Annotated in this window: 30 protein-coding genes; 18 read left to right on the top strand and 12 right to left on the bottom strand. The window is 59.8% G+C overall.

Annotated features, from left to right (window positions below; genetic code table 11):
* Nucleotides 1-31 precede the first annotated feature (31 nt).
* Nucleotides 32-646 carry a TetR/AcrR family transcriptional regulator gene (locus HU230_RS06425; RefSeq protein WP_176535117.1) on the bottom strand — a complete coding sequence of 205 codons (615 nt, stop codon included), beginning with the start codon at nt 644-646 and terminating at the stop codon, nt 32-34.
* A gap of 230 nt (nt 647-876) precedes the next feature.
* Nucleotides 877-1,428 carry a TetR/AcrR family transcriptional regulator gene (locus tag HU230_RS06420; RefSeq protein ID WP_176532424.1) on the bottom strand — a complete coding sequence of 184 codons (552 nt, stop codon included), beginning with the start codon at nt 1,426-1,428 and terminating at the stop codon, nt 877-879.
* Nucleotides 1,429-1,539: 111 nt separating this feature from the next.
* Between HU230_RS06420 and HU230_RS06415 the strand changes: the two genes are divergently transcribed.
* Entirely contained in the window at nt 1,540-2,010 is a 471-nt protein-coding gene (locus tag HU230_RS06415) for a nuclear transport factor 2 family protein (RefSeq protein ID WP_176535118.1), read from the top strand.
* 132 nt (nt 2,011-2,142) lie between these two features.
* Here the strand turns inward: HU230_RS06415 and HU230_RS06410 are convergent, their stop codons facing one another.
* Nucleotides 2,143-2,484: an MAPEG family protein gene (locus tag HU230_RS06410; RefSeq protein WP_224943062.1), complete on the bottom strand. Its 342-nt coding sequence runs from the start codon at nt 2,482-2,484 to the stop codon at nt 2,143-2,145.
* 619 nt (nt 2,485-3,103) lie between these two features.
* Between HU230_RS06410 and HU230_RS06405 the strand changes: the two genes are divergently transcribed.
* The 9 genes from HU230_RS06405 (at nt 3,104) to HU230_RS06365 (ending at nt 9,886) form a co-directional block, all read left to right on the top strand.
* A complete protein-coding gene (locus HU230_RS06405) occupies nt 3,104-3,376 on the top strand; it encodes a helix-turn-helix transcriptional regulator (protein WP_176532425.1) in 273 nt (90 codons plus the stop codon).
* Between the two features lie 89 nt (nt 3,377-3,465).
* The gene (locus tag HU230_RS06400; protein ID WP_176532426.1) at nt 3,466-3,675 is read left to right on the top strand and encodes a hypothetical protein; all 210 of its coding nucleotides are present in this window, start codon (nt 3,466-3,468) and stop codon (nt 3,673-3,675) included.
* A complete protein-coding gene (locus HU230_RS06395; RefSeq protein WP_176532427.1) occupies nt 3,672-3,866 on the top strand; it encodes a hypothetical protein in 195 nt (64 codons plus the stop codon). The genes HU230_RS06400 and HU230_RS06395 overlap by 4 nt, the downstream gene beginning before the upstream one ends.
* 35 nt (nt 3,867-3,901) lie before the next feature.
* Complete coding sequence (locus HU230_RS06390) at nt 3,902-4,414, top strand: hypothetical protein (RefSeq protein WP_176532428.1); 513 nt, start codon at nt 3,902-3,904, stop codon at nt 4,412-4,414.
* 76 nt (nt 4,415-4,490) lie between these two features.
* A complete protein-coding gene (locus HU230_RS06385) occupies nt 4,491-6,926 on the top strand; it encodes a primase-helicase family protein (protein ID WP_176532429.1) in 2,436 nt (811 codons plus the stop codon).
* 258 nt (nt 6,927-7,184) lie between these two features.
* Nucleotides 7,185-7,811, top strand: a complete 627-nt coding sequence (locus HU230_RS06380; RefSeq protein WP_176532430.1) for a hypothetical protein — start codon at nt 7,185-7,187, stop codon at nt 7,809-7,811.
* 62 nt (nt 7,812-7,873) lie between these two features.
* Entirely contained in the window at nt 7,874-8,209 is a 336-nt protein-coding gene (locus HU230_RS06375) for a hypothetical protein (RefSeq protein ID WP_176532431.1), read from the top strand.
* An 11-nt stretch (nt 8,210-8,220) separates the two neighbouring features.
* On the top strand, nt 8,221-9,006 hold the full coding sequence (locus HU230_RS06370; RefSeq protein ID WP_176532432.1) for an HK97 family phage prohead protease: 786 nt from the start codon (nt 8,221-8,223) through the stop codon (nt 9,004-9,006).
* Between the two features lie 679 nt (nt 9,007-9,685).
* Nucleotides 9,686-9,886, top strand: coding sequence for a hypothetical protein (locus HU230_RS06365; RefSeq protein WP_176532433.1), 201 nt, complete (start codon nt 9,686-9,688; stop codon nt 9,884-9,886).
* A gap of 240 nt (nt 9,887-10,126) precedes the next feature.
* On the opposite strand, the gene HU230_RS06360 is transcribed toward HU230_RS06365, so the two are convergent.
* Nucleotides 10,127-11,116 carry an AraC family transcriptional regulator gene (locus HU230_RS06360; RefSeq protein ID WP_176532434.1) on the bottom strand — a complete coding sequence of 330 codons (990 nt, stop codon included), beginning with the start codon at nt 11,114-11,116 and terminating at the stop codon, nt 10,127-10,129.
* Nucleotides 11,117-11,405: 289 nt separating this feature from the next.
* On the opposite strand from HU230_RS06360, the gene HU230_RS06355 reads away from it, so the two are divergent.
* Nucleotides 11,406-11,594: a hypothetical protein gene (locus HU230_RS06355; RefSeq protein ID WP_173640767.1), complete on the top strand. Its 189-nt coding sequence runs from the start codon at nt 11,406-11,408 to the stop codon at nt 11,592-11,594.
* Nucleotides 11,595-11,995: 401 nt separating this feature from the next.
* Here the strand turns inward: HU230_RS06355 and HU230_RS06350 are convergent, their stop codons facing one another.
* From HU230_RS06350 to tnpA, 5 genes are all read right to left on the bottom strand, one after another.
* Entirely contained in the window at nt 11,996-12,415 is a 420-nt protein-coding gene (locus HU230_RS06350) for a hypothetical protein (protein WP_176532435.1), read from the bottom strand.
* 95 nt (nt 12,416-12,510) lie between these two features.
* A complete protein-coding gene (locus HU230_RS06345) occupies nt 12,511-13,176 on the bottom strand; it encodes a helix-turn-helix domain-containing protein (protein WP_224943061.1) in 666 nt (221 codons plus the stop codon).
* A gap of 675 nt (nt 13,177-13,851) precedes the next feature.
* The gene (tnpC, locus tag HU230_RS06340; RefSeq protein ID WP_176534836.1) at nt 13,852-15,330 is read right to left on the bottom strand and encodes an IS66 family transposase; all 1,479 of its coding nucleotides are present in this window, start codon (nt 15,328-15,330) and stop codon (nt 13,852-13,854) included.
* Nucleotides 15,331-15,452: 122 nt separating this feature from the next.
* Nucleotides 15,453-15,809 (bottom strand): IS66 family insertion sequence element accessory protein TnpB, encoded by a 357-nt coding sequence (gene tnpB, locus HU230_RS06335; RefSeq protein WP_176529066.1) that lies wholly within the window; start codon nt 15,807-15,809, stop codon nt 15,453-15,455.
* A complete protein-coding gene (gene tnpA, locus HU230_RS06330) occupies nt 15,806-16,231 on the bottom strand; it encodes an IS66-like element accessory protein TnpA (protein WP_224924222.1) in 426 nt (141 codons plus the stop codon). Before tnpA ends, tnpB begins: the two co-directional genes overlap by 4 nt.
* Nucleotides 16,232-16,753: 522 nt before the next feature.
* Here tnpA and HU230_RS06325 point away from each other — a divergent pair.
* Complete coding sequence (locus HU230_RS06325) at nt 16,754-16,903, top strand: zinc finger domain-containing protein (RefSeq protein WP_176532437.1); 150 nt, start codon at nt 16,754-16,756, stop codon at nt 16,901-16,903.
* 8 nt (nt 16,904-16,911) lie between these two features.
* Here HU230_RS06325 and HU230_RS06320 read toward each other — a convergent pair whose 3' ends face one another.
* Both HU230_RS06320 and HU230_RS06315 read right to left on the bottom strand, forming a co-directional pair.
* Nucleotides 16,912-17,076 carry a hypothetical protein gene (locus tag HU230_RS06320; RefSeq protein ID WP_176532438.1) on the bottom strand — a complete coding sequence of 55 codons (165 nt, stop codon included), beginning with the start codon at nt 17,074-17,076 and terminating at the stop codon, nt 16,912-16,914.
* A 23-nt stretch (nt 17,077-17,099) separates the two neighbouring features.
* Nucleotides 17,100-17,264, bottom strand: a complete 165-nt coding sequence (locus tag HU230_RS06315; protein ID WP_176532439.1) for a hypothetical protein — start codon at nt 17,262-17,264, stop codon at nt 17,100-17,102.
* A gap of 321 nt (nt 17,265-17,585) precedes the next feature.
* On the opposite strand from HU230_RS06315, the gene HU230_RS06310 reads away from it, so the two are divergent.
* The 5 genes from HU230_RS06310 (at nt 17,586) to HU230_RS06295 (ending at nt 20,348) form a co-directional block, all read left to right on the top strand.
* Entirely contained in the window at nt 17,586-17,750 is a 165-nt protein-coding gene (locus HU230_RS06310; RefSeq protein WP_176532440.1) for a hypothetical protein, read from the top strand.
* Nucleotides 17,751-19,410: 1,660 nt separating this feature from the next.
* A complete protein-coding gene (locus HU230_RS06305) occupies nt 19,411-19,698 on the top strand; it encodes a hypothetical protein (RefSeq protein ID WP_176532441.1) in 288 nt (95 codons plus the stop codon).
* A gap of 13 nt (nt 19,699-19,711) precedes the next feature.
* Nucleotides 19,712-20,032 carry a hypothetical protein gene (locus tag HU230_RS06300; protein WP_176532442.1) on the top strand — a complete coding sequence of 107 codons (321 nt, stop codon included), beginning with the start codon at nt 19,712-19,714 and terminating at the stop codon, nt 20,030-20,032.
* A gap of 41 nt (nt 20,033-20,073) precedes the next feature.
* Nucleotides 20,074-20,199 carry a hypothetical protein gene (locus HU230_RS43590; protein ID WP_275949082.1) on the top strand — a complete coding sequence of 42 codons (126 nt, stop codon included), beginning with the start codon at nt 20,074-20,076 and terminating at the stop codon, nt 20,197-20,199.
* Nucleotides 20,196-20,348, top strand: a complete 153-nt coding sequence (locus tag HU230_RS06295) for a hypothetical protein (RefSeq protein ID WP_224943060.1) — start codon at nt 20,196-20,198, stop codon at nt 20,346-20,348. Before HU230_RS43590 ends, HU230_RS06295 begins: the two co-directional genes overlap by 4 nt.
* 433 nt (nt 20,349-20,781) lie before the next feature.
* On the opposite strand, the gene HU230_RS06290 is transcribed toward HU230_RS06295, so the two are convergent.
* Nucleotides 20,782-22,143, bottom strand: a complete 1,362-nt coding sequence (locus tag HU230_RS06290; RefSeq protein ID WP_176532443.1) for a tyrosine-type recombinase/integrase — start codon at nt 22,141-22,143, stop codon at nt 20,782-20,784.
* A gap of 357 nt (nt 22,144-22,500) precedes the next feature.
* Here HU230_RS06290 and HU230_RS06285 point away from each other — a divergent pair, with 357 nt between their 5' ends.
* A complete protein-coding gene (locus HU230_RS06285; protein WP_176532444.1) occupies nt 22,501-23,874 on the top strand; it encodes a cation-efflux pump in 1,374 nt (457 codons plus the stop codon).
* The last annotated feature ends 27 nt before the right edge of the window (nt 23,875-23,901 follow it).

The raw sequence follows: 23,901 nt of genomic DNA, 5'->3' as shown, positions 1-23,901 counted from the left end.
GCCAATAGCGAGGGCGTCCATGGCTTATTGTTTATCTGATGAAGCGATCGAGAAGCGCGTCAGCGGTGGCTTGCCATGTGATCCGTGTCTGTGCCGTTTTGGCGACCACCCGTAACCCCCAAACGAAACAGACGAGAATTCGGGCGGCACTTGCAGGCTCGACGCCGTCGGCCAATCTGCCCGCTGCCTCCGCGCGAGACAGTACGTCTGCCACCCTGGCCTCCATGGTTTTGAAAAAACCCGCGACGCGACGGCCAACCTCGGCATCATGGCCGGCCAGTTCCATGGCTGTCGCCACCAGCAGGCATCCGCGCCGACCATTAGCGCCGCTGGCGCGCTCGACGTAACCGGCAAGGTAGGCCCGCAGGCCGGCGACCGGTTCCTTGCGGGGGTCGAGTTCGACATCCATCCGAGTCAGCGCATCGGCAATGTAGCGATCGAGCGCGCGCAGGAAGAGCGAGTGCTTGTCGCCAAAAGCGGCGTAAAGACTGCCACGCGAGAGCTTCGTCGCACGCAGCAGGTCCGGCAGCGCCGTGGCGTGATAGCCGCGCGACCAGAACACATCCATGGCGCGTTCGACGGCGGCTTCGATGTCGAAGCTTCGCGGGCGACCACGGAGCGATTGCACTGGGGCTTGGCGGCTCATTGCCGATATATAGACCAATTGGTCTGGATATGGCAAGCGATCGCTTTGGTCACGAGTCGGCGAGCCGCGGCAGGGCTGGCGGAATTCGTGGGTGCTTTGGCGACATCGCGAAGCGCCCGCTCGCCATCACGACCTGCAAACCCGCCGGACGGATCAGCACAGCGCATTCGCCGTCTCGTTGAGCTGCCGCGGCGGATTGTGTTGCGCTGGTCCGTCCTGCGCGGTGCTCCCTATGCAAAAGGAAGAGACGCCCGCGTCTCGCTCAGGATTTCCGTTGAGAGTTTCTCATCGTCGACCAAACGGGCAAGCACCATCGCGCCGACCATGGCCGACCAAGCGGAGATCGCTGCGCGCCGCTTCCCCCGCGGCGTGTCGCCCCCTGCATCAACAGTGAGATGATCGATCCGGCTGCGGACGGCTGCGGTCATTTTTTGCCGGAGATCAGCGGAGCCTCGCGCGGCTTCCGTTCCCAGACTTGAGAACAGGCAAGCGGTGGCGCGGTTGTCGCGGTGCTTGACGCTGAGATAACCGTTGGCAAATTCCGCCGCCCGGCGGCGCGGCTCGGCCGTGTCAGGCGCCACGGGCAGCGCTTGCCCGACTGCTTCCGCGACCAGCGCCTCCTTGGACGGGAAGTGCCCGTAAAAAGCGCCGTGCGTCAGGCCCGCCTCCTTCATCACCTCAGCTACAGTGACGTCGTCGAAGCCTCGCTGCCGAAACAGGCTGGCGGCGACAGCCAATATCCGTGCGCGATGTTCTGCGACCTGTTCCCTGCTCACTTTCATGTGCGCGTCTCCGAACCCGCTTGACTCTATACATGACAATCATCATGAATGCAATCATGATATACATCATCAATAAGGGCTCGCACCATGCCTAGCAACCTCTCGGCCTTCATGCGCCATCGCTCGGTCAGCACCGCATTTCTCCTTATAGCATTGGCGATCGCCGCGGGCGGGCGAGTATCCGCCGCCGCCGGTGAAGCCGAGGCGCGCGGGTTCTTTGCCAAATTCGTCGCCGCGCAAAATGCCCATGACGTCACCGGCGTGAAGGCGATGCTGTGGAATTCACCCGACATGCTTTGGTACGGGCGAGGCGTCGAGACCAGAGGGCCCGATGCCGTCGCCGATCGGTTCAAGGAATACTACCAGGGCACATGGCATCTCGAGCCCGACATGTCGCAATTCCGTGCCACGGTGATCTCAAGCGACGTCATGCAGATCCTTGTTCCGATCGTTTTCACGCGGGGCCTTCCGGGCCAGCCGTCGCAAGACAACAAGTTCCTGATCAGCCAGACGTTGGTTCACGATGCAAACGGCTGGCACGTCGCGTCGATCATGCCGATCGCAAACACACAACTGAAATAGTCGCATCCGACGAGTGGAGCGACTGGTGCGCCATAGCTCGAAGAACGAGGGCGGAAGCGATACGCTTCAAGTGGCCGCGCGGACGGACCACGGGTTTCGCTGCGCTCGACCATCCTACGGCGCGGCACCGCCTCAAAAGGCAGCGTCCATGATGAGCCATCCAGCCGCGACAAGCAGCGCCGCATAAGTCAAGAGCATTCCGAAGCCGCGCACCGGTGCCGATCCGCCAAGCATGCCGATTGCATGCAGCAGCCGCCCAGATGCGAGCGTTGCTCCGATGGCGACGACGATCCAGGCCGGAACGGCATGCGCCTCGACCAGCCCCAGCGAGATAATCCCGAGAGCCACGTATTCGATAAAGTTGCCTTGGGCGCGGATGCGTCGGCGCGGCGTCTCATCGGCACCGCCGCCGACCATCTGCCCTACCTTTGCGCGGCGAAGCGAAACTGGCAATGACAGCGCGACAAGGCTCACCGCGAAGACCGCCCCAAAGATCGACCTCGCCTACGCCGGAATGTTCTATAAGGAAATGTTGACGGCCTGAAGGTCGTCCTGCGACGAGTGTTGTTCATTCGACACGACGGGCAACTCACCAAAACCTGTCAATCCTCAAGCCCTAAAATATTTCGCTTTATCAGAAGTTCAACTCATGGTCTGCCCGTCTCACCCGATCGAGGGACGCTTCGCGATCGTCACGGGTGTTGCGGTGAGATGCGGTGGCCGCCGCGCGCGTGACTGACGAGCATGCATGAGGCGGACGGTGAAGTCGTGTGGACTTGACGTCAAGGCCATTTTCCCGAGGATTTTGCAGTTTTTCAGCGGCCGGGCCCGGATAGGCCCTAGTGCCAGCACCGGGCTGGACTGAAACACGGTGAGATACGGCTGCCCGGCCTAAACCGTGTTGTGATCGAGACGGAGTCGGGATAGAGTTATTGTACTCCCTCGCACCCAAGCGGTGCTGCACTCGCCCGCCCCGGCCCTCGGCACTCAGAGCGTGTCCGGAATCAAAATCAAAAAGCGCAGGCGCTGCCGGGCATCTCCAGAAACTCGCCGCCCGGATTGTTGGACCCACAACAAGCGGGAGAGTTCGCCTATGGCCGGACTTCGAAAAATGCTGATGGAGGATCAGGTCCTCGACATCGTCCCGTTCTCGCGCACAACCTTATGGCGACTAGAACGATCGGGAAAATTTCCGCGCGCAACCTATGTTTCCGCGAATAAGCGTTGCTGGTTCGAAGATCAACTCATCGAATGGCAAGCCACCGTTGATGAGCGCCAGCCGAACCGGAGACGCGGCAAGGGGCGCAAGCCCGCCGCCGAGCGCGAGAAGGAAGCAGCAAAACACGCGGAAGAAAGCCCGGCTTAAAGCTGGGCTTTTTTGTCGCGCCAGTTTTGTTGACGGCACGCGCGAGCGTGCTGCTGCAGAACCATGAAGCAGAAGAGAGGAGAAGCAAGATGACCACCTACTACCAATCCCACGAGTCCCTTTATCTGTGCATCTCTGAGATCAAGCAAATCTTGCTGAAGCGGCTAGACGAAATTCCCGTCGAGCAATGGCCTGAGTTGTTCGATGCGATGCGCGATGAACTTGATTACGCCGAAACTGCCTACGGGTTCAACGGGCTCAGTTTCGAAATGGTAATGGCCTGTGGTGTCGCTCCATGATGCAGCAACAGCCCATCACCGAACAGATCGCCGCGATTGAACGCCGCCTGATGTTCGAGGCTGGCCGAGACGATCGCGCCACCATGATCCGGCAATGGATGAGTGACCACGCGTGCAATGAAGAGACCGCCGCGCTGCTCTGGCAGACCGTGCAAAAGCTGCGGTTTCCCGTCGCAGCGTCGAACGACTGAAAGTGTGAAGTGCAAACCCCAGAAAGGAGACTGCGATGAATATCAAGAAAGCGTTGATCTGCACCGAGACCCCAAAGACCGACAATGAGTTAAGGGCCATCGTGGCGACGCACCCGTGGGCACCGTTGATGACTCACGGCTTCTACAGAAAGAACCCTGAATCCGAAACGTGGGAGGATCGGGAAAGCTACAGCTACGGCGACAGCTATGGCGCGATCTACGTCGATGCAGGTATCGCATACAAACTCGGCAGCTGGTTAGTCGAGAGCTACCATGCTCCCCATCCCCAGCATCCTTGTTCGCGCTTCTTGGACGATGAGCGTTTTCGGCAACGGTTTTCGTTACACAAGGCGTGGTGGAAGGCGACCTCAGACCTGATCCTCAATGATATCCCCGACGACTATCGTGTTCATGTCATCTACTACGCCGAGATCACAGACGAGTTCGATGACACCGAGACGGTTTGGCGCAGGAACCTGCTGGAGTATTTCAACTACGCGCCAGAGTTGAAGGCCGCGCTCGGCATCACCGAGACCGCCGACGCGTGAAAAGCGCGATGCCACCAGCGGGGGCACTGGTGGCATCTCATCAACGCTTGTGTGTGTGCGAAATGGGATTTTCGCGATGGACAATTACCACGAAGCCGAGCCCGGCGCAATTCAAGGCGACAAGAAGTACCACGTCACCTTCTTCAAAAACGCCGCCGCTAAGACGTTGACTACCGAGCAGCTGACGTTGGAGGAATTGGCCGAGCGCGTCCGCAACGCCTCGTCTCGCAAGAAATCCAAGTTGCCGTGGCTGAAGATGGCGCGGTTCGGCAGCATGCCATCAGACAAGGGGTGCCTGCGCCATGATGGCAACGTCATCGAGGTCAGCGGCGGCGAACTTGACTACGATTTCGAGAAGATCGCTTTCGATGCTGCCGTCTTCGCCATCACGGAGTTGCGGATTTGCGCGGTCTTGTACACGTCAGCGTCGCATACCCCGGCGACGCCGCGCTGGCGCGTGCTGACACCTTACTCAAAGATGCAGCCGCCCGCGATGCGCAAGCAACTGGTGGCCCGGCTCAACGGCGCATTGAAAGCCAAGCTCGGCGACGCCGAGATCGCCAGAGCCGAGACGTTCGCACTGAGCCAGAGCTACTATTTCGGCTGGTTGAGCGACAGCCCGAAGCCTGACCATCGCGCTGTTGTCGTTGCTGGCGATTTCATCGACCTGCGCGACGACTTGCAGCAGTACGAAGCGAACGGAGGCCCGCCTGCGGGCAAGAGCGACGACACCAGGCCGAACAACAACAACGACAGCAGGCAAGATCGCGTTCACGGCTTCGATGCGATCCTGTCCGAGATCGGCGACGGCATCGGCAAGCGCGGCTTCAACGATGTGCTGACGCGCGCCGCTGCATCCTACGTTTCGCTGCATCGAGGCAATCCGTTCGACCGGGGCAAGTTGAAGGCGTTGCTGCGCGACGCGATCAACGCCGCACCGAAGAACCCGACGCGCAACGTGGTCGATATGACCCGCTACATATCCGACAAATACCTGGACGATGCGATTGCCAGCGCCGAGCGAAAATACGTAGAGGTGCGATCCATCACAGTGGATGACTTCGTCTCGGTGATGTCGGCCGGTGATTATCTGTTCATCCCGACACGCGAGATGTGGCCTGGCAAGTCGGTCAATGCCTGCATCCCGCCGATGCCTTTGACCAAGCGCGACGGCTCGCCGCTGCTCGACAAGAAGACCAAGGAGCCGATCCTGATGGCAGCCAGTGCGTGGCTAGATCGAAACAGGCGGGTCGAGCAATTGTCATGGGTGCCGGGGTTCGCAGAAGTCATTCGCGACCGGCTGGTGTGCGACGGAGGCTGGCTCGACAGGGTCGGCGCGTCGATCTTCAATCTCTATCGTCCATCGGCACTCGACAGTAGCGCTCTGGCAAGCGCCAACGTCATCCCCGACATCCGGCCGTGGTACGATCACCTCAAGGCGATCTATCCCGATGACGCTGAACATATCCTCAAGTTTCTGGCGCACCGCTGCCAGAAGCCGTTCGACAAGATCAACCACAATCTCTTGCTGGGCGGCGCGCAGGGCATCGGCAAGGATAGCCTGTTGGAGCCGATCCGGTACGCCGTTGGCCCGTGGAATTTTCAGGAGATCAGCCCGACCAGTATGCTCGGCCAGTTCAATGGCTACCTGCGCGCGGTCGTGCTGCGCATCAGCGAGGCCCGCGATCTCGGTGATGTCAACAGGTATCAGCTTTACGAACACATGAAGACGATCTGCGCTGCGCCACCACCGACACATCGCATCAACGAAAAGAACCTGCGCGAGCATTACATCTTCAATTGCTGCGCCGTCATCACGACGACCAATCACAAGACCGGAGGCATCTATCTGCCTGCCGATGATCGACGTACTTATGTGGCGTGGTCGCATCGCACCAAGGACGACTTCACCGAACAATATTGGATCAAGCTGTGGGATTGGCTGGTCGAAAAGGGCGGCATCCGCAACGTCGCCGTGTTCCTGCGCGGCTTCGATCTGAAGAACTTCAACCCCAAGGCACCGCCGCCGAAGACAGTGGCGTTTCACGAGATCGTCGCCAGCGGCGTTCCGTCCGAAGAGATCGAGCTGACTGATCTGATCGAGCGCATGGGCAATCCCGACGCGCTGACGCTGGCGCAATTGACCGAGCACGTGGGCAAGCAGGCCGGGCTTTCCGAGCTGGAGGATTGGATCAACAAGCGCGACAACAAGAAGGTGCTGCCGCATCGGCTGGAGATGTGTGGTTATGCGCGCACGCCCAATCCGGACAACAAGCAAGGGCTCTGGATCATTGAAAGCTGGATGTGCGGCCGTTGGGAGAACGGCAAACCCGTCGGCGAAAAGATTAAGCAGCGGCAACAGGTCTACGCCAAGGCGGCGCTCAGTTACTCCGACCAGATTAAGGCGGTGAGGACCATGATCAAGCAAATCGAGAGCAAAGCGGACGGCGAGCGGGAGGCGGAAATGGCGGCGCGAGCCAAGGCTTTCGACTTCAACAGCCCCTCGTTCTGAACACCCAAAACACCGAAAACACTGATTTAGCTCTATGAGATTCTAGACCCGTCAAAACACCGAAAAACACCTTTCTGTAAGACTTATTTTGGTGCGTCCCGTGCTGGTTATAAGTTCCTGAAACCCTGAGCCCGCCTCTTGGCGCGGCTTAGAATCTCATAAAGCTAAATCAGTGTTATGGGTGTTTTGAGTGTTTGCCAGAGCGAGGTGTCTCGGTATCGATCACAACCACTACAGCCCAAACTCGAGAGTTCGCAAATGGCCGGACACCGCATCGATCCGAAGGCCGTAGAGGCGCATCACGTTCGCAACGCCGCCGACGTTTGCGCATGGAAGGCCTCCAAGCTGGGCAGCAGCGGCCCGGCGAGCGCGTGCGTGAGGCTCGACCCGGTGACCGGTCAGGCCAGCCTGTTCATGCGGGCCGCCGGTATCGCGACCGCGCGACCGGGCGGCAGCAGGCCGATGCTACGCATCCATCCGGTGAGCCTGGCCGCAAGCACCATCGCGACCGAGCGGCCGAGCATCGGCCAGCCGAAGTGCTTCGAGGAACTGAAACAGAAGTCCGTCGTGAAGCGGGTCTCCCGGCCGCGCCGCAGGGTCGGTGGTGCGGTCCCGCGCATTCGGCTGACCGACATCAATCAGCCCGTCAATGCCTCGACAGCGCGGTCACGCAAGAAGCGCAGGATCGACCGGCTAAGCCGCAGCGACCCGCTTAGCTGCTATCGGGTCTGGCTGCCGAATTCGACCGTGGCCAAGATCATCGTTGGTTTGGAGCCGGTCCGGCCGGAGGACCGCAATCTGGAGATTACCGAAGCCGCGTGGAACCAACAGTTCTCGCGAGTGCTGCGACGACTCATCGAGGATGCAATCAAGACCAAAAAATAGATGCAACGCGTTGCGTCATCAGCGCCCTAATCCGGGCTACGATCGGGACCGGAGTGCGAACCATGCGTGCGGTTGCAGTATTGATCGACGGTGAAGTCTACAGTGCGAACGGGACGCGGATCGGCGGCGGAGATCGCATCAGTGAGACCCGCGCGGTTACGACCATGTCCGCCAGCCCCGTGGTCAATCCGGCCTCGATGGGTGGAGTGGAAGAGATCGTCTCGATGCTGGCGAGGATCGTGAAGATGGCTCAAGGCCTGAGCGCGGACGATAAGCGTAGGGTGCGCGAGTTTGTGGAGGCCGCTCGCTCCACACTGTTCGCGACAACGCGCCTAGACGCAACCGATCAGCGGGTTTTTGAAATGGCCCTTTGTAGCGTCGCAAGAGACTGGGAGTGAGGGATTGAGCCATGTCGGTCGTTCGCAAAACCATCGCGCAGGACAACGATAGCCCGTTAGAGTTTATTTTCAGCGATGCCAGTGTTGACGCTTACGACGATTCAATCGATCCATCCGGTTGGGTTCTCGATGACTTCAAACGTAATCCGATTGCGTTGCTCGGCCACAATCCAGATTTTCCGATTGGCCGATGGGTCAATGTCCGGGTCGAGGGCGGCAAGCTGCGCGGTCATCTGCAACTCGCACCAGAAGGAACATCGAACAGGATCGACGAAGTTCGCAAGTTAGTTTTTGCAGGCATTCTGAAATCGTGTTCTGTCGGATTTCATCCGATCGATTCGATGCCTCGCCCCGGCTCGAAGCGTGGCGGCACCCGGTACCTGCAGCAGCGGCTCGTCGAGTGCAGCGTTTGCAGTGTTCCAGCAAATGCAAACGCCCTGATGTTGGAAGCTCGCGGTCTTGGTGTCTCCGCTGGCGTGATCAGGGCAATATTCAAACAGTCGACGGATGCCTCGTTGGCCGAGAGGCAGGCACATGCGCGCGCGTCTCTGGCCCGTGCGAGAGCGCTGCTCGCGAGACCGTCGGCCACATCGAAAACCAAGCCGCCCGTCGGGCTGATCGGCATGAGCGCGGAAACCAAAGCCTTGTATGCGCGGGCCAAAGGCTCACGGCAGCGTGCAGCAGCTGTCTTGAAGGGGCATAAGCCGCGTGCGCAACGTTGGTCGGCTGATCTAGACCTAGACCTCCAGTTCGGTGGACGGCCGATCTTTCGTAAAAAGGGTCCGTACGGTTGGTAGTTTGAAGACCGCAGGGACAACAGCGAATATGAGGATCGCATCGGCGTTGTTCTCGCCGATACGTTGCGGTGGTGGTGTCGGAGGATGGGCACGAGCACGTGCGAGAAGTCTTCTACACCATCACCGCAGATTTGTATGCTCCCTCCGCCGACTCACGCAACGTCAATGGGGGCCGGGGGGGACTACTTCAAGTCCAACTCGTTCGCTTGACCGACCGGCCTTGAGCCTTGTTTTGCTAATCGTCCAGATTCTCTAGGGGTCACCTAAATGCGGCAACGCGGTCGAAAATCTCCTGAAGGCGTCTCCGCCATGCGCCTGGTAGGATCACGGATACCGGTGCCGTCGTCGCTGAATGTCAACGAGAGGTCGGCGTTTGCCGCTCTGGTGCGGTGCTGCGATCCTACGCACTTCCGCGAGAGCGACACGCCGTTACTCGTATCGTATATTCAGGCAACGTTGCTGGCGCGATCTGCCGCGTATGACGCCGAAAAGGTGGCGACGTGGGTGCAAGCGGTCAAAGTTCAGGCGATGCTGGCGACGAGGTTGAGGCTAGCACCGCAAGCTCGAACTGACCCAAAATCGCTGGCCCGTCAGCAGCCTCTTCTGCGAAAACCTTGGGACGCCGCTCCATGGCATCGCGATGCGGACGATCACGATAATTCTAGTGAATTGCGTGCCAATGGCTGAGCGCGCCAAGTTGGCGGACTTACACCACCGTTATTGTCGGCTACTCGCAATGTTGCCGACGAATGTGGACGAACTCGATGAACTCGATATCAGCCAGATTGCCGATTTGGAGATGATCGCAAGCGAAATGTCGGCAGTTACCAACCAGCAGTTGGCGATCCTGCATGGACTTATGCAAGACCACCCACTCTAGCGCCGAATCCGGCCCCAGCGACATCGGCCCGACGGATCATGACCGTCATGCAAGACCAGCGCTCAGGTCAACGCAGCGAACATCACTGGCGTTCAGGGTAGCGTAGACACAACAAGATCGAGCATTTCCGTCAACTCGCGCTGCCCACACAGAGAGGGATGGCGGCTTCTTGAGGGTAAAGCTTGACCTGCCGCGGACATCATCAATGCACACGCCTAGCCATTAACGGGAAAGAGAGAGTTAAAGGCGCCCCCGAGTTCGTGCCAGCACTTCAGACGGAAGCTCGCCGAATAATTTGCGGAAGTCGCTCGCGAAATGGCCAAGATTTCCGAAACCGCATTTAAAAGCGATTTCAGAGACGGAAGTCCGTTGATTTGCTTCCTGGAGCATCTTTTTCGCGCGTTGCAAACGCACCATTTTAGCAAATGCCATCGGAGTGTATCCACGGCTTCTTCTGAAAGCCGCATAGAGACTGCGGATGCTGGTACTCGTTTGCGATGCCAGATCCTCAATCGTAATAGCGCGTGTCCAATTTGCTTCTATGTATTCTTCCGCCATGCGGACCACGAGCGGAGATGGCTCCTTGGCCGGGCTTTCCAAAACATCGGTGAAGTTATGCCGGTGAGCCGAGAGGAGCGTGACGATTAGCGCTTGCTCAAGCTCAAGGAGCATCGGTTTAAGCAAGTGCGCAGCCGTCGAATTCAACTGGCTGGCTAGGAACAAGGTCAGCTCGCGTAACAGCTGAGCGCTTGGCTGCGTAGGAGCAGCTGTCGGGTCAAACACCAGCGTCGTCCGGGGTTTTGCGCCCAGCAGGGTTGTTAAGGCGTTCTCCAGCGCTGCAGCTTTGATGCGAAGGATCAACTGCTCGAACTCGGGTTCAAATATTATGGTTGTCGGCTGTCCGGGTGACGTAATGACCACGTGCTGCTGATTGACCGGCATCGTCGTCTTATTGCCCAGAATGACGCCCGCCTCACCCTTGAGGCCGATTTGTAATCTTGCGAAATCGGCCTCAGGAAATTCGACGACTGTCTTCGCGCCATACCCGCAAAAGCCAAGGCCGACATTTGAGAGTCGAAGGTAGTTTGCCACACCTTCGAAGTCGTCGGGATCAGGGACTTCAAATCCGCTCGCGCCATAGACCGTAAACAGCGCATGTCGCATCTCTTCCGGATCACCTGTCCGAATGACGGGAGACCGACTCAACAGGCTTTCACGGTCATCCAACATGGTGGAAAGGATCTAGCGCTACCGATTCTAATCTAATCGAAGTAGTCAATCTTACAAAAATGCCTCCGGGACTGATCTAGATCAACTGCTTCGGATCAATTGCTCAAATCTTGCCAAGAATATCTCCAGATCGTGACGTTCTGAATTGAGCAAAGTTTGCAAGTTTTGGTGCAAGAAAACTCTTCAGGCCTCGCTCCGTTTGCAGTAGCGATTTTTTGAAACGTAGCTCCAAGGTACGCGCGTTTGCTGCGTTTTTGACTTCCCGCCGCTGATGGAGAGGGGGCGATCGATGGCTGATGCGATGGAAAGATTCATCGCGGATCAAAACATGACCCGGTACCAGTTGTTATTGCAAAAGGAAACGCATCCGGATCGCCGCAGAATGTTGCTTCAGTTGCTTGCTGACGAAGCCAAGACACTGCCAGAGCCTATCAGGCGAGTAGCAATGCTCAGGATAAATCGAATTTCAATTACCTAATTATATTCGTCAGTATGGCGCAAACTTCCCCATCAGCCATACTGGCCAACATAGGGGCCGTCGAACGCCGCATTCGACGGCCCCAGTTCATTCAAGAATAGAACCGACAGCCTTCCTAGCGGCTTCAAGGTGTTTACGGATGAGCGTGGCAGCGAGTTCCAATGCATCCGCCATTTCGCCCCTAAAGGTGACACCAGTGGCCGAGCCTCTGTGCGAGGTGTGCGCACGCACCTTGACTTATGTTGCCACGATGAGAGGGACTGGTCTGCGTCCGAAGGTCACGGTGTACCGTTGCGACCACTGCAAGCGGGTCGAGACCGAAGAATGAGATGTCGCACAACGACACGTCCCGCGACCTCGATCCTAGCTTGTCGATAACGGAACGTCCGACCGGACGCCAATCACCAGGTTCTGAAGCCGAACCAGCCGAACTGCCCTTGTCGTGCCGCCAGAAGCATCTGCGACTGGGCGCTTTGCCTCGGTCGAGCCGTAAGATGCGACTTCTTGTGTTGTCGCTTGCGATCGACGGTCGTAGCCGGGCGTGTATCCGGTTTGGGCAGCATCGCGAATGAATTCGCTATCACCGGGTTGTGTGCGACGGTAACGGCCTGTTTGGCTACATCCGACGAAGTTGCGACCTCGGTCGCCGCCTCCGTCACGGGCACGGCCGCAACGATCACCGGCGATCGGGTATCGAAGACAACACGCTCGGGCCATTTGCGATCTGAATGGATACGTATGGCAGGCCGGTCCGCAGCCGCTTGATCGACGGTCGGGGCCTTCGGCAGCCAATAATTCGCAACAAAGAGCAGTGCGAGCAACACTGCTCCAACCTTCCAAGAATATGCTGCTAGCGGCATGCTGGTTGCTCCTGTGCGCCCCCGAAACATTGTCCCTGGCCCAGACGCCCTGAAATTCATGTGTCGATTTCTGCGAGACCTTCTCGGTCAAGCAGCACGATTTTTCTGTTTGTCACCCCATTGAAGCAAAGCATCTTTCTGTCGCGCATCGTTGATAGCGCGCGCGATACAGTTTCCAGAGTCAGTCCGAGGTAATCGGCTATATCGCGACGGCTCATCGGCAGGGTCAGTTCTTTCGGGTGAGCGAGCCGCTCGTGCATTTCAAGCAGGAACGCGGCCACTTTCTCCAGCGCATTCTTTCGGCCTAGAAGAAGCATGTGGTTCTCTGCGTGCTGAAGGTTACGGGTGAACAGAATGAGCAGTTTCGTTGCGCCCCCGCCTTCGTTTGTCATCGCATCAATAAGGCTGCGCCGTCGCATTATGCGAACGTTTGTTTCAACGATCGCCTCTGCGGTGAAGCGATGGATTGTGCCATTCTCCAGCCCGAACATGTCTCCGGCCAGGTGGAATGAGTTGATCTGTCGGCGACCGTCTGGGAGCAGCTTATAAGTCCGCACGGCTCCTGAGATGATTTGATAGACGTACTCAGCGTCCTCTCGCTCGCCGAAAACCTCAGCCCCTCTAGGATACTTGAACTGGCTGGAGAAGACCCGTTCGCCAGCAAGGACGGTTAGGTGTCCGTCAACTGAACGGCGGCTCGGTGCGTTGACTCTGACCAGCAAAATAGCCTCCTCGTTAACCAAGCGAAGGTAGGCCGTTGCCGGGTGAACCAATTTGATCCAGCACAACCCGGGTTGCGATGCATTGTCGTGAGACGCGCGCCGCGATATTCCGCGCGGGGACGATCTGGAGCGAGCTTCGGCCAAGAGAAAGCCGTCAGCCTTGGGGAAGCTGACGGCTTTAGGGTGGGGATGCGTAGGGGGTCTACGCATTCTCTGTTTAGACCCTCAGCAGCCGCTCCTGTTGACAGAGATCAAACTCGTAACCAAAGGAAGAATTTTGGTGAGGCTGCATGCCGTTTGGGTGCAATGGGTCCCAACGACATCCGATCAATCGTTACGACTCTGGCGGCTTCAAAGCCCAGGGGCCAGATGCCGACCCTCAATGAAATGCTAAATCCTATATTTGGCGGGGCGTGGTTGGACGTCTTCGCGGCGTTGGCGGGCTGAGGGAATGATCGATAGCTCGAAGCGCCTTGAACAAGGCACTTTCTTTCGAGGATGTCCTTCCCGTCCTGATAGGACCGGGGATTAGCTGGACGGTCCATCTCCAGCCTATCGGACAGCAGGTCTGAACGACTGAATACACCACGTCCTTATAGGAATGCATCGTCATTTCGACACCCCATTCTGGCCTAAAAACACGTCTGAGCGGCCCAACGTCGGTAAGCGTCGTTCTCAGGCCACAGCTTTGAGGTCTTGACGACAATAGGCCCACGGAAGCAGCTGATCGATGTCGCTGTTTGGATGGCCGTTGACGATCCTGGTGAGGGCGTCGGTCAGGTAAGCGAGCGGATCGACGTCGTTCAGCTTACAGGTTTCGACCAGGGAGGCGATGGTGGCCCAGTGCTCGGCGCCGCCGTCGGAGCCTGCGAACAGCGCATTTTTCCGGTTCAGCGTGATCGGACGGATCGAGCGCTCGACGACGTTGTTGTCGAGCTCGATGCGGCCGTCATTGATGAAGCGCGTCAGGCCCTCCCAGCGTGAGAGCGCATAGCGAATGGCGTCGGCCAACTTGCCCTTTTGGCTGATCAACGCGAGCTTTGCGCGGAGCCATCGCTCGAAGGCTTCCGCCAGCGGCCGGATTTTCTGCTGCCGAACGAGGCGACGCTCCTCGGCGCCGCGACCACGGATGTCCCTTTCGATGGCGTAGAACTCGGCGATATGCTTGAGCGCCTCGCTGGCAATGGGCGCGGGACCGGGTGTGGCAAGTTCGTAGAAGTTACGTCGCATGTGCGACCAGCAGAATGCAAGTTGGACATCGCCACGCTCGGCGAGCTTGCCATAGCCGGCATAGCCATCGACCTGCAGGATCCCTTCGAAGCCTGCGAGATGGGCGATCGGCCGATCGGCTTTGCGATCGGGGGCATAGACATAGGCAACGCCCGGCGGATCGGCACCGCCCCACGGCCGGTCGTCCGCTGCATAGGCCCAGAGCTGACCGGTCTTGGTGCGTCCGCGGCCGGGATCGAGCACCGGCATCGTCGTCTCGTCGGCGAACAGCTTTGGCCGTTGCCTGAGCTTGCCGAGCAGACGGTCATGCAGCGGACGCAGGTGGAAGGCAGCTTGTCCTACCCAGTCCGCCAGCGTCGAACGATCGAGCTCAATGCCCTGGCGGGCGTAAATCTGCGCCTGCCGGTAGAGCGGCAGGTGATCGGCATATTTGGAGACCAGGACGTGGGCGACGGTGGCCTCGGTCGGCAATCCGCCCTCGATCAGCCTAATCGGGGCCGGCGCCTGCATGACCCCGTCCTCGCAAGCCCGGCAGGCGTATTTGGGACGCCGGGTCACGAGGATCCGGAACTGCGCCGGGACCAGGTCCAGCCGCTCGCTTCTATCCTCGCCGATCCGGTGCAACTCGCCCTGGCAACAGGGACAGGTCTTGCCCTCGATGTCGACGACGACCTCGATCCGCGGCAGGTGCATCGGCAAGGCGCCACGGTTGCCGCGGCGCGTGCGAGCCCGCGCCTCACGGCCTTCAGGTGCGCTCACGTCCTGTGCCGTCTCGTTGTATGCGGCAACCTGCTCGACGTCTTCCAAGCCCAGCAGCATCTGATCTTCAGGCAGCGTCTCTGCCCGCCGGCCAAACCGATGCCGCTGCAATTCCTTGATGATCTGACGCAGCCGTTCGCTCTCGCATCGTTCGGCAAGCAGCATCGCTTTCAGCGTCTCGGGATCGTCAGGCAGGGCGTCGCTCACACCCAATTCAGAGCATATTCGCCGCCATCTGGCGACGCGTCCGACGCTCCTGATTCATTTCGCCGCAGCGCTGCCAACAGCTATCCGGCCTGCGTTGGCGTCGACGTCTCCCGCGCCTCATGCACAAGCCGCCAGTCGAGCCCTTCCAGCAGCGCCGACAATTGCGCCGCCGACAGGCGCATCACGCCGTCCTCGATCTTCGGCCAGCGGAAGATCCCATCCTCGAGCCTCTTGGCGAACAGGCACAGACCCGTTCCGTCCCAGAACACCAGCTTGATCCGATCCGCCCGCTTGGCCCGGAACACATAGACAGCTCCCGAGAATGGATCTGCCCGCATGCTCTCGCGCACCAGGGTCGCGAGCCCTTCCATCCCCTTACGGAAGTCCACCGGCTTGGTCGCCACCATCACCCGGACCGCACCCGACGGACCGATCACCGGCTCGCCTTCAGCGCCTGGACAATCGACGCAACCATCGTCGTATCCGCACCACGACCGGCCCGGATCATGATGCCGTCGACTTCGATCTCGATAATCCCGGCATCGCAACGGCGAGCCCGGGTATCCGCTTTGGCCTTGCAGCGCACCGCTTTGCGCTCCCGGTCAACAGCGGGCGCCGGCACCGCGGCATCCACCACCGCCGGCACAAACTGTACTTCTTCTATTGCGGAATGACCGCCTGCTGCTTCTCGCAACTGACGTCGCCAGCCAAACAACTGCTGCGGTGACAATCCATGCCGTCGGGCTACCGAACAGACCGAGTCGCCGCTCGCCACGATCTCCGCAACGATCCGCGCCTTGTCCCCATCGCTCCACTTCCGCCGACGGCCGGCTCCGGTGAAGACTTCAAGCCGCCGCACCGGCTCCGTGATAGCACTATGCTCTGTGTCCATTCTAAGCCTAACGGTCCAAACCGAACCGCAGACTCGCAGATCACCCCGTCATCCGGAAGGTGGCCGCTGAACAGCGCTTACCAACGTCGGGATCGCCAAGAGTATTCAAATTCTTGGCGATCCCTGCTGACGCATTTGAAATTGGGACCGGGAAAAACCCAGCCCCGCTCGCGCAAGTAACTTCAAGCCAAGTACACTTTGGCCTTGGGGCTATTGATTAGAGTCAAAGCGGGGCCTGCGAGCAATAGCCTACGCTTAAAGCTCACTGAGGCGGTCTTCGACTTCTGTCAAATTGTGCGTATTGGCCGGAGGGTCCAAGGTGTTCGCATGCGTGGGGCGATCATCATAACCGCAGGCGTCTTGGTGTTTGTTCTTGCCCTGTGGCGAGGGCATCAGACTGATACTGATATCCTGCCCACGCAGCCGCTGCCGCCGGCGATCGCGCCTGACAATTAGTGGTCCAACACTGAGGGGCCAGAAAGGCTCAATATGCAGACGAAGATCAAAGAGCGTATCTGCCCGCACTGCAATGGAACGGGCTTCCCGGCCGTAATGCAGTCGGCGAAGCCCGGTCACAAAATCTATCCGATCAAGTGTAAGACTTGCGGCGGCAAGGGCAAGATCACAGAAGACAACTGAAGCGGCATTTACTCTGCCGCTTTTGGTCTTGGGTTTTTAGCGTGCCACTCGGCTAGCTTGGCGCGCTCCTCCACGATCAACTTGTGGATCATAGCTATCTTTCCGACGTCGGTTTCTGCGGTCAGAAGCTTTGTGTAGTGGGCGATGTTCGCCTCGAAGATGAAGTCCGCCATGGAGAACTCCACGCACCGATGCGTCATTCTTCCGTCGAGCCACCCGGCCCAACGTCCTTAGCTCTTTCTTCGGCCAGCAGTCGCAACAACGTTTCATGGCGCGCTTCGTTGCGACACTGGTTACTTTCGCTGACCGCGATGAGTTTGTGATACCGCCTGATGTTTTCGTGGTTTATGTAGTTTTGCATGGCGCTCTCCATAGCGTGGCGCGCTGATACCAGCACTAGCCTCCCATTGCTGACGCGACGCAAGGCTTATTGCTAAGCGCGGCATGAAATATAGGACAGCGCCGCTTCCACATGACGCCGCCGTCCGCATCTCAGCATCGGCCGCCCCGACGATCCGCGTGGTAGCTCGATTGCCCACGCGCCCGGCTATTCACAGGCCTCGCCAATACGGACCGGGCGGCCCTCCCGTGTAGTGAGCGGCGCAGCAAGAACCATCCGCATCTTCAACTTGTTGATTCACATCAACGGCCCCTCATCTCGTCGCGAGATGATTTACCTATGATGCGCGACGACGAACCACCACCTCCGCCGAAAACGAAGCCTGCGCCAAAGCCAAAGCGCAAGCGCCGGGTGTGGCAGATGGACGAGGCGCGGGCCAACATCGAGGAGTATATTGACGACTTGCGGCAGTTGCTCAAGAAGCTCCAACAGCGCTGGTGGCATTGAAGACCGCGTGCGGCTGGTCCGCGTTGCCCCCAAAAGCAGACATCGACGATGTCTCGGCGAATGTCCGCCATGGGGCCAACAACAGACTCATGCGCTGCAGCAAACGACATGCACGAACCGCAGTGATTTACTCAATCACCTCGTCGGCGCGGGCGAGTGATCGAGGCGCGCCCATCGCGCTCTGTTAATAGACACCGCGCCGCACGGCGCGACGCGTATGGCGGTACACGCGACGGTCGACACGACGCGCAGTCACGCGGGCGCGCCGGTACGTGTAGGCCTGCGCTTGATCAACGCTTAACTCCACGCCGCGCGGTGTCACCTGCGGCGAGACCGGAACCGTCGCCAACACCACTGCTGCAAACAGCAGTCCGACAATTGAAAAAGCTCTCATTGCACCCACTCCCTGTTGTCACACTGTGTGAACGGCAAAAGCTGTCTGGTCTGTGTGCCTATTTGTCGACCACGTTATTAGGCAATCCGATAGACCGGCGGAGTGTTGATCTAGGTCAATAAGCAATCCGCGCAGGTCTCGGGCTGGAAACCGAGAGGCGGCCTCTTGCTGAGAGTGGCCCCAGCAACCTTGGGGGCGTGTGTAGGGGTAAGGCAGTTGCTGGGGCCATCTACCAGCCCGTTTGGAGCGGGGCGGGCCAGGTGGTCACATGAACATAGCAAATGCAGAAAGGGCGACCGGGCAAAGTCCCAGCACGACAATGCCGATACGGAAAAAAATCTCAGGCATAGCGCAATCCTCCGGTGCTTGCTAAATCAGCACGCGGCTTGGCTCTCGTCTGAGCAAAATTGCTCACTATTCCTCTTTGCAGGGGAGCGCCCGACTACATCATAAAGATCATAATTAGGATCAGCACGGAAAATGCTATTGTGGCGCAACTGGCTATCGTTATCCCGTCCCATTTCATGCTGTGAACGCTGGAACCATTACCGTTCCGCTCGTTGATTTGGATCAAGAACGAATGGCGTCCGGCCCTACGGCACGTGTGCGTCGGGCAGCGTGCCGCTAAGTCCGGATTGGGTCACCAGGCGACATCCCTGCCGTGGGGGCAGGCGTCCGCTCCGCTCTCGGAAGCGGACATCCCCGATTTATGAGTACGCCAGCTAGCTATCAGCGACACTATCAACTGCGGCGCAGCGCCTGCGTGGATGACGACGCCGAGCGAGCAGCATCAGCTCGCAAACGGGCAGAGAGCACATTCGAGCTGCGCGTCGCGCTCGACAAGGCGATCTCGGCATGAACGATCTCGCCGACCAGTTCGCCGCGCTGGTGTTCGCCATTTCGTCGGCGGCGTTCATCACGATGTTGATCAAGATCGTGGCGTCGATGCTCTAAGTTACGCGAGTTGGATTTTCAATTCGATCATAGGTTGGTTTAGGTGAGCAACGCTGCCGATTGTTCGGCGTGGACAACCCCATTCGGTCGGCGTTAGCATCGTCAACGAAGCATCCCGACCCCTGCTTCTAACTGAAAACAACAATCGCGCCGACGCCTGCTCTGATTGAGAGCAGGGGCAACTGTGCGCGTGAACAGAGGAGAGCAGCCATGGGGTGATGCTCACAACAACCACCATCATCGCGGCGCTGGCCTTGTGGCTGGCGTTTGTAGCGTCTGTGATTCCGTCGAAATTAAAAACGAGGAAGTGCAATGGCTGTTGAACGTCGAATGATGCCGATCTCCGAATTCGAAAAGCTGGACTCGGTGTGTGCGTGGCGTGGCTGCAGGGAAACGTGCAGGGTCGGTCAGGAGGGTCAGGATTATCTGCCGAAAGGCTGGACCTTTTTGCTGATGTTCTGGGCGCGGGAGGTTCCTCTCACCAACCTCTGGGACGCGGTCCCGCAGAGCGACATGCTGCGCGATGCCGTGCTCTGCCCGCAGCACACCCGCGAGCTGGATCGCTTGCTTATCCCGCTGCCGCGCCACAACGTCATGTAGCGGAGGACGAGCCATGGATAAACTGCTTTGGGTGGTGGACTCCGTGCGTTTTGGTGACAGGCTTCGAGCACCTATCGAAACAGGCGTCTACGAGATCGACACCGAAACTGAGATCGTCAAGCGAAAGCAGACGTTCACCGGCTACACGGTTCGCTTCGTGAAGCTGCGGCGCGACGATCCCCAATGCGAATGCAACACCGACGCGGCCGACGATAAGGACATTCGCATCGTCGCAACCGGCGTGCATACTCCCGCTGAAGCCAAGGTGCTGGCAGAGGCGGATTTCAAGCGTCGGTTTGTGAAGGTTCAGTTCTCGACTTTCGAGAAGCCTTAAACTGGTCGTGCTGCCATAGGCGTTACGGTAACGGCACCACGATGGCCAAGAGAGCACTGACCAATGCCGAACGGCAGGCGCGGTTTCGCGAGAGGCGCGCCGCGCTCGACAAGAGTGCCGACTTCGTGCTGCTGCGCGAAGCCATCCACACCATCAATGCAGAATGAAGGCGAAAGCGGCAGACATCGCGATCTTGACCGAACGTCTCGACCGCTTGCTAGCGCTCTGGCCGTCGCTGGCGTTGGAAACCAAAGTCAGGATTGCAAAGGCCAAGACTTCGCTGGCGATCTCGAATTTGCTGCCGCGCGTTACGTAACGGGCGGCATCCCGTAGAACGGCCTTTGGTTGAAACCGGCTGCATCGCCCGATTCAGCAAAGCCAAACCAGTTGGATGACGATGACGCGGTCACTGTGGAGACAGAGCGCTGAGCGTGCAACGGTTCAGGCTGCTCATGTTCGGGACCATGTGCCAACTCGTGTGGTTCCAAGCCGCAAATCTGGCGGCTTGTGGAGTCACAGGGCGAGACGGCTGCAGACGGCCATGTCGCAACGAGGACAGCGGCAATTGTGCTACTGCCGATAAACTTGGTGCGTTTGGACATGATGTCTCGCCTCGCGAATCACTTTTGAGCGGCCATTGTAGACCATGGCCGGGCGCGAGTTCGCGGGGACAATTATCCCCACGCGGCCCGGTAGCCTCAGATCACCCCTTCGGCAGCGCTGGTGGCATTGAGGAGCGGACAGGAACATCACGCCGCCAGCCGCTGCCCTTCCGTCGCCGGCTCGCTGACGATCCGCCGCAGCTCGATTGCCCATGGGTCGAGCACTTCGCGCTTCTTGGTCACCCGAGCGCGCGTCGCCAGATTGTAGACCCGGTTCGTGACCGCTGGCAGCAGCTTGCCGTGCTCGTCCTTGCTCGCCTGATGGTCGAGGCAGAGCGAGATGCCAGCTTCCGACAGGCCGAGGTTGCCGCACATCGTCGCCGCCGTGCGGCGCAGATCGTGCGGCGTGAACGGCTTGAGGCCGAGCAGTTCGCAGATGCCGGGCGTCTTGGTCTTGCCGTTGCTGCGCTTGGTGCCCTTCAGCGCGTTCGACATCGCCTGCCGCGCCAGCGGTGCGTTGCCGAACCGGCCGGTGAAGGCATAGTCGTAATTGCCCATCGCCTCCGTGATGATCTCCCGCGCGAGGTCGGACAGCGGCTGGTTGATGATCCTCCGCTTCTTGACCCGGTTGGCCGGGATATCCACGGTGCCCTCACTGGTGTTGATCTCGTCGCGGTGGATCGGCAGCAGTTCGCCCGAGCGCAGCATCGTCGCCAGTGCAAACTTGAGCGCGAAGCAGGTCCGGCAATCCCACGGCAGGTCGCTGCGGTCGAGGCCATGCCAGAAAATTCGCACCTCGTCCGCCGAGAGCACCCGCGTGCGCGGAAACTCATCGTCGAGCTTCGGCAGGTTGATGCAGGGGCTGGCGCTGACGTAGTCGCGGCCCGCCTCCGCCGCCCAGTTGAACAGGCCGGAGGCCGCCCGGCGCATATGGCGGGCGTTGGCTACCGACGCCTTGCCGCCGTGCTTGCCTGCCACGATGTCGTTGGAGAGCGTCGCAATGTCGTGCTTGGTGACGTCGCAGGCCAGTTTCTTGCCGAGGCGCGGGACGATGAAGTTCCGGAGATGGCGGGCGACGCCCTCCCAGCTCTCGATCCGGGGCCGCATCTCGCCATCCCGCTTGAGCACCTTGGTCTTCATCCACTCGATTCGCTCCTCGACGATCTCGGCAACGGTCTTGCTGCGCGCCTCCTGCTCCGTCTTGGTCTGGCGCAGTTGCTCGACCAGAGCCACCGAGCCGAGGCCCTTCAGCGCATAGACCTTGCTGCGGGCGTGATCGACCGTGAAGGTCTCCGGGTTATAGGTGCCCAGCACGGTGGAGCGCTGCTTGCCGGTCTGCTTGTCGGTGAATTTGAAATTGAAGGTCGCGGTGCCTGCCGGGATGATGGAGGCGTAGAGGCCCGGACATTTGCGGTCGTAGACCTTGGTCCGCTTGGTGACGCGGCGCTGGCAGGCGCGGTCGGTGAGGATGACGCTGCTGCGCTTGGTGGTGGTGGTGGTGGCGGTCATGTGCTTTGGCTCCCGTTGGCCTAGGGCCCGGCCCTAGATTTGACGAACACCGCCGAAGCAGCCCGCTAGCAGAATACGCGCAAAGGCCTATTTTGATAGCGTTTTGATCGTGTCGGCGCGTTTCAACGAGTGCCAAAATACAGTCGTGTGGACTTGACGCCCCGGTGGCAGGTGTCCTCTCGCAGAACACGAAAGCGTCTTGCGAGGGCGGTGACAAACAAGCCCGGTCTCGCCGGGGGGAGCACGAAGTAAGCCGTAACACGTAAGTTTGACACAACGATGCACTTGCAAGTGAGTTGCGATTGCGTGTTGCGAACGACACTTGATGTTCACAGACTCCCTGCTAAACCGCCGCCCATGAGCGCATCCTCCACCAAGACCTCCGTCGCCGCGATCTCGATCCTTGCCAGCGGAAGCATGGCGGTCGCAAAATTCGTCGTCGGCATCGCGATCGGATCGCTGGCGCTGATATCAGAGGCGCTGCACTCGTCGATCGACCTGGTCGCCACCATCATCACCTGGGCAGTGGTGCGGGTGTCGGACCAGCCGGCCGACGCCGAGCATCATTACGGCCACGGCAAGTTCGAGAGCGTCTCGGCGCTCGGTATCATCGCCCTGCTCTATGTGCTCGCCGGCGGCATCCTGGTCCAGGCCTACAGCCATCTGCGCGAGGGCGCGCCGCCGCCGTCGATCTCAGCCATCCCCTTCATCGTCCTCGTCCTCGATATCGGGGTCAATCTGTGGCGCGCCCGCGCCCTGCACCGCGCCGCGCGCGACACCAAGAGCCAGGCGCTGGCCGCCGACGCGCTGCATTTCGCCTCCGACGTGATGGGATCCGCGGCCGTCATCGTCGGCCTCGTGCTGGCCGGCCTCGGCTTCTGGTGGGGCGATGCCGCAGCCGCCATCGCGGTCGCCGTGATGATCGCCCTGCTCGGCCTGCGCATGGCGCGGGAGACGGTCGAGACCCTGCTCGACCGCGCGCCCGAAGGCGCGCTGGAAAAGGCCACCGCTGCCATTGAAGCCGTGCCGGGGGTGGTCGACGTCGAGCGGCTGCGGGTCCGCATGGTCGGCGCCACGCATTTCATCGATGCCTTTGTCACCGTGCCGCGGACCTACCCGATCGACCGCGTCGAGGACATCAAGCGCAGGGCGCAGCAGGCGGTGACCAAGGCGTTGGGGGACGCCGACCTCACCTTCACCGCGGTGCCGGTGGCGCACGACAATGAGAGCGTGCGCGAGCGCATCATGGTGATCGCGCGCAATTCCGGTCTCGCCATCCACCATGTCACCGTCCACGACATCGGCGGCAAGCTGATCGTCGGCATCGACCTCGAGGTCGACAGCGACATGGCGCTGGACGCCGCCCACGACATCGCCCACGAACTCGAGCGCGCGATCCGCGAGGACTTTGGCGAGGACGTCGAGGTCGACACCCATATCGAGCCGCTGCAGCCGGAACTGCCTTGGGGAACCGACGCCGAGCCCGACCGCGTCGAAGCCATCAAGACCGCACTGACCGGCTTTGCCGATGGTGGCGCGATCCATGACATCCATAATGTGCGGGTCCGCAACAGCGATGCCGGCGAGATCGTCAACTTCCATTGCCGCGCCGAGCCCTCGATGAGCGTGATCAAGGTGCACGAAAGCGTCGACGAGATCGAACGCAAGCTGCGCCGCGCATTCCCCACCGTGAAGCGTGTGATCAGTCACGCAGAACCGACGCGCGCGTAATTCTACGGAGCCGTTCCTGTTTCGGAC

It is taken from the genome of Bradyrhizobium quebecense (genome assembly GCF_013373795.3).
GTDB classification, from domain to species: domain Bacteria; phylum Pseudomonadota; class Alphaproteobacteria; order Rhizobiales; family Xanthobacteraceae; genus Bradyrhizobium; species Bradyrhizobium quebecense.
This window is presented reverse-complemented; position numbering and strand designations above follow the sequence as displayed.